Annotated in this window: 4 protein-coding genes; 2 read left to right on the top strand and 2 right to left on the bottom strand. The window is 72.6% G+C overall.

Annotated features, from left to right (window positions below):
• The coding region (locus tag VR44_RS36520) for a helix-turn-helix transcriptional regulator (RefSeq protein ID WP_045951964.1) at window positions 1-941 on the bottom strand (941 nt) is incomplete at its 3' end.
• Between the two features lie 62 nt (window positions 942-1,003).
• Here VR44_RS36520 and VR44_RS36515 point away from each other — a divergent pair.
• Window positions 1,004-2,575, top strand: a complete 1,572-nt coding sequence (locus VR44_RS36515; protein WP_045951963.1) for an MFS transporter — start codon at window positions 1,004-1,006, stop codon at window positions 2,573-2,575.
• 77 nt (window positions 2,576-2,652) lie between these two features.
• Here VR44_RS36515 and VR44_RS36510 read toward each other — a convergent pair whose 3' ends face one another.
• Window positions 2,653-3,453 carry a DUF6227 family protein gene (locus VR44_RS36510; RefSeq protein WP_045951962.1) on the bottom strand — a complete coding sequence of 267 codons (801 nt, stop codon included), beginning with the start codon at window positions 3,451-3,453 and terminating at the stop codon, window positions 2,653-2,655.
• A 191-nt stretch (window positions 3,454-3,644) separates the two neighbouring features.
• Between VR44_RS36510 and VR44_RS36505 the strand changes: the two genes are divergently transcribed.
• Window positions 3,645-4,283 carry a vitamin K epoxide reductase family protein gene (locus VR44_RS36505; RefSeq protein ID WP_045951965.1) on the top strand — a complete coding sequence of 213 codons (639 nt, stop codon included), beginning with the start codon at window positions 3,645-3,647 and terminating at the stop codon, window positions 4,281-4,283.
• The last annotated feature ends 165 nt before the right edge of the window (window positions 4,284-4,448 follow it).

Raw genomic sequence — 4,448 nt, 5'->3', positions numbered from 1 at the left:
GCCGACGCCGCTCCGGCCAGCCGCTCGGCCAGCGCGCCCGCCGCCCGGACCAGGAACTCCGGCCCCCGCACCGTGAACTCCAGCCCCGTCAGCGCCATCCGGGCCGCCAGCCACTCCGGCGCGTCCCCGCTCTCGAAGCGCACCCGCGACCCCCGCCCCTCCGCCACGGCCCACTCCCGCAGCCAGCCCGGCAGCTCCTGCGGCGCCGCCGCGAAGGACACGTCCGCCGGGTAGGTCTCCCCGCCCCGCAGCCCGCGCCGCACGAACTCCGCCGCCTCCATCGGCAGCGGCCGCGGGCTGAACCGCGCCCCCGTCGGGAACGGCTCGCTCACCCGGTCCACCCGGAAGGTGCGCCAGTCCCCCCGCTCCAGGTCGAAGGCCACCAGGTACCACCGGCTGCCCGTGCTCACCAGCCGGTACGGCTCCACCAGCCGCCGCGAGTCCACCCCGTCCCGCGCCCGGTACGCGAACCGCAGCCGCTCCGGCCCCGCCACCGCCGAGGCCATCACCGTCAGCGTCCGCGGATCCACGCTCGGCCCGTCGCCCCGGGTCACCGCCACGGTCGCGGACTGCAGCGCCCCCACCCGGCGGCGCAGCCGGGCCGGCAGCACCTGCTCCAGCTTGGCCAGCGCCCGTACGGAGGCCTCCTCGACCCCCTCGATCGCATGCCCGGCCCCCGCCCGCAGCCCCACCGCGATGGCCACGGCCTCCTCGTCGTCCAGCAGCAGCGGCGGCATCGCCGCGCCCGCCACCAGCCGGTACCCGCCGACCGCCCCCAGCGTGGCCTCCACCGGGTACCCCAGCTCCCGCAGCCGCTCGATGTCCCGCCGGATCGTCCGCGCGCTCACCCCCAGCCGCTCCGCCAGCTCACTGCCCGGCCACTCGCGCGGGGTCTGGAGCAGGGACAGCAGGGTGAGCAGCCGGGCGGGGGTGTCGTTCATGTTTCAAGATTGCCAGGTAAATAGGACACCCCTTGGCCTAGTTCCCGTCTACGTTTCTCCCCATGAGCACCGAGACGCCCACAGCATCGCCCGAGAGAGAGAACGGGCCCGTACGAGAAGAGGGGAAGGCGGCCGCCGCGGCGGCACCGGACGGCGCCGAAGGCCCCGCCGCCCCCGCCGCCCCCGCAGACCGCCTCCGCTGGCTGGCGCTGGCCATCGTGATGACCGCGTCCTTCATGGACCTGGTCGACGTCACGATCGTCAACATCGCGATACCCAGCATGCGCCAGGACTTCGGCGCCTCGACCAGCGCGATCCAGTGGATCACCGCGGGCTACGCGCTCGCCTTCGCGGCCGGCCTGATCACCGGCGGCCGTCTCGGTGACATCTACGGCCGCAAGCGCCTCTTCCTCGTCGGCGTCGCCGGCTTCACCGCCGCCTCGCTGCTCTGCGGCATCGCGGCCGACCCGTCCATGCTCGTCGCCTCCCGCCTCCTCCAGGGCGGCATGGCGGCGATGATGGTCCCGCAGGTCCTCGCGATCATCCACGTCACCTTCCCGCCGCACGAGCGCGGCAAGGTCTTCGGCATGTTCGGCGCGATCGTCGGCCTCGGCGCGGTCTCCGGTCCGCTGCTCGGCGCGCTGCTCACCGAGTGGAACCTCTTCGGCCTCGAATGGCGGACGATCTTCCTGATCAACCTGCCCGTCGGCATCGCCGCCGTGATCCTGGGCCGCAAGTACATCTCCGAGTCCAAGGCCCCCAAGGCCCTGCGCCTCGACCTGGTCGGCGTCGTCCTCGCCACCGTCGCCCTGGTCCTGCTGATCTACCCGCTCACCCAGGGCCGGGAGAACGACTGGCCGCTGTGGGGCTTCATCTGCATGATCGCGTCCCCGGTCGTCTTCGCCGCGTTCATCGTCTACGAGAAGTACAAGATCAAGAAGGACGGCTCCCCGCTGGTCGAGCTCTCCCTCTTCCAGGTCAAGAGCTTCGCCGGCGGCATCACCGTCCAGCTGGCCTTCGGCCTGGCCACCGGCATCTTCTTCCTGGTCTGGACGCTCTACATGCAGATGGGCCTCGGCTGGACCCCGCTGCACGCGGGCAGCACCGGCATCCCCTTCTCCATCGCCGTCTCCGTCGCCGCCGGCCTCTCCGTCGAGAAGCTCGTCCCCCGCTTCGGCCGCAAGGTGCTCCAGGCCGGCGCGCTGGTCATGGCCGCGGGCCTGCTCCTCTACATCTGGGAGTCCCAGCGCTACGGCATGGAGATCGCCTCCTGGCAGATGGCCGCCCCGCTGATCGTCATGGGCATCGGCATGGGCCTGATCGTCGCCCCGCTGAACGACACCATCCTGTCCCAGGTGCCGCGCGAGCACGCCGGCTCGGCCTCCGGCCTGATCAACACCACCGGCCAGATGGGCAACGCCCTCGGCCTCGCCCTGACCTCCGTGGTCTTCTTCGGGTCGATCGAGGACGACCGGGTCCTCGGCGCGCCCTACGTCGAGGCCTTCCGCGGCGCGCTGTGGTGGGTCGTGGCGGTGCTCGCCCTGATCTTCGTGGTGATGTTCGTCCTGCCGCGCAAGCAGGTCCCGCTCTCGGAGCGCGAGGGCGCCGCCGTCGAGCAGGCCGACCGGGCCTGAGCCCCCGGGCACACCCTCACGGACATGTCCGCCCCCGGGGGCGGACATGTCCCGTTCGACGCGGTGGCCCTGCCGTCCTACCGGACCCGGGTGCGCAGCTCCATCGCCCCGCGGGCGGCGGGCTCGCTCGCGTAGACCTCGCACATGTGCCGCCCGTCCGGGGTGGCCGTGTGCTCGACCTCCCAGAGGCTGAGCTCGGTCCCGTCCAGCAGGACGAAGGCGTGCTCGTACAGGCTGAACCCGGCGTCCCGCCCGTCGGCCAGGGACTGCCGGCCGCCGAAGGCCTGGGTGATCTGGTGCGCGTACGCCGAGCGCAGCAGCGCGGCCACCTCCTGCCCGGGCCGGTCGGCGTTCTCCGCGCGCCGCAGCACCCGGCGGGCGTGGTCCGCGGAGTCCTCCACCGTGTACTCGCGGTGGCGCTCCCGCGGATCCGGGGCGGCGAACAGGGCGCTCAGCAGCGCCAGATCCTCCTCCGTCCCGTCCGCCCCCCACCCCGGCCCCTCCTCCCCGGCCGCGCCCGGCCCGGGCGGCGGCGACAGGGCCGGCTCCGCCGCGGCCTCACCGAAGAGCCGCGCCCCGGCCAGGGAGAGCTCCTCCCGGGAGGCGAACACCTCGTGCCGGCTGTGGCGGTCGTCCTTCGTCCGGTACGCCAGCTCCCACAGGGAGACCGTCTCGCCGTCGGAGAGCAGGTACGTGTGCCGGTGGGTCTCCCGCCAGAGCCCCGCCGACGGGCTGTGGTGCGTGGTGTAGAGGGAGGAGCTGTGGGCGAGCGCGCTGCCGAGGCGCTCGACCAACGCGTCGGGAAGGTCGAAGGAGTTGAGGGCGCGGCCCAGGAGTCGCTCGAGGTGCGCCTCGGTTGTCTCGTACGGATCGCTCAAGGTGGGCTCCAGGCCGTCGCAGCTTGTCACTTCGCGGAAGCACAACGTAGCCCCTGGCTCTGACATCACGTCCGGGATTCGGTAAAACGTCCGGGAAGCATCAGAGGTTTCCGCCACACCTTCAGGTCAACTTGCCCGGGAATGGCCCGTGTTCGTCAGGGTTTGCGGTGCTGCGCGGGACCATGGGCGGCATGGCAACGAACACCGTGGACGTCCCGCGCCAGCGGCGGCGCTCCAGTACCCGCTCCGAGGACGGATCCGACGCCCCCAGGTCCCTGGCCTGGCTGCTGGTGGCCACCGGGGCCGCCGGACTGCTGGCCTCCTGGGTGATCACCCTCGACAAGTTCCTCCTGCTGGAGGACCCGGACTTCAAGCCCGCCTGCAGCCTCAACCCCGTCGTCTCCTGCGGAAGCGTCATGAAGAGCGCGCAGGCCACCGTCTTCGGCTTCCCCAACCCGATGCTCGGGCTGGCCGCCTACGGGGCCGTGGTCTGCGTGGGCGCCGGACTGCTGGCCGGGGCCCGCCACCACCGCTGGTTCTGGCTGGGACTGAACGCCGGCACCGCCTTCGGCACCGGCTTCTGCGCCTGGCTGATGGTGCAGTCGCTCTACGAGATCAACGCCCTGTGCCTGTGGTGCTGCCTGGCCTGGGTGGCGACCCTGGTGATGTTCTGGGCGGTCACGGCCCACAACGTCCGCACCGGCCGGCTGCCCGCGCCCGGCCCGCTGCGGACGTTCTTCACCGACTTCGCCTGGGCCCCGCCCGCCCTGCACCTCGGGGTGATCGGGATGCTGGTGCTGACCCGGTGGTGGGACTTCTGGACGGGGTGAGGGGGCGGCCCCACGCGTGCGAGGGCCCCGGCGGCAGGACGCCGCCGGGGCCCTCGTCACTTCGCTCCACGGGCTGACGCGGCCCTGGACCAGGAGGGGTGGAGCTGGGTCAGCTGCCGGCGGAGACGTTGCCGGAGAGGACCGGGATGTTGTCCAGGATGTGCG

The sequence above is a fragment of the Streptomyces katrae genome, assembly GCF_000966975.1.
In the GTDB taxonomy this organism is placed as follows: domain Bacteria; phylum Actinomycetota; class Actinomycetes; order Streptomycetales; family Streptomycetaceae; genus Streptomyces; species Streptomyces katrae.
The sequence above is the reverse complement of the archived record's forward strand: the minus strand, read 5'-3'. Positions and strand labels throughout refer to the sequence as shown.

Bases quoted from the DNA above. Each gene is read 5' to 3' on its own strand.
- VR44_RS36505 (WP_045951965.1), top strand. From the start codon at position 3,645: ATGGCAACGAACACCGTGGACGTCCCGCGCCAGCGGCGGCGCTCCAGT.
- VR44_RS36515 (WP_045951963.1), top strand. From the start codon at position 1,004: ATGAGCACCGAGACGCCCACAGCATCGCCCGAGAGAGAGAACGGGCCC.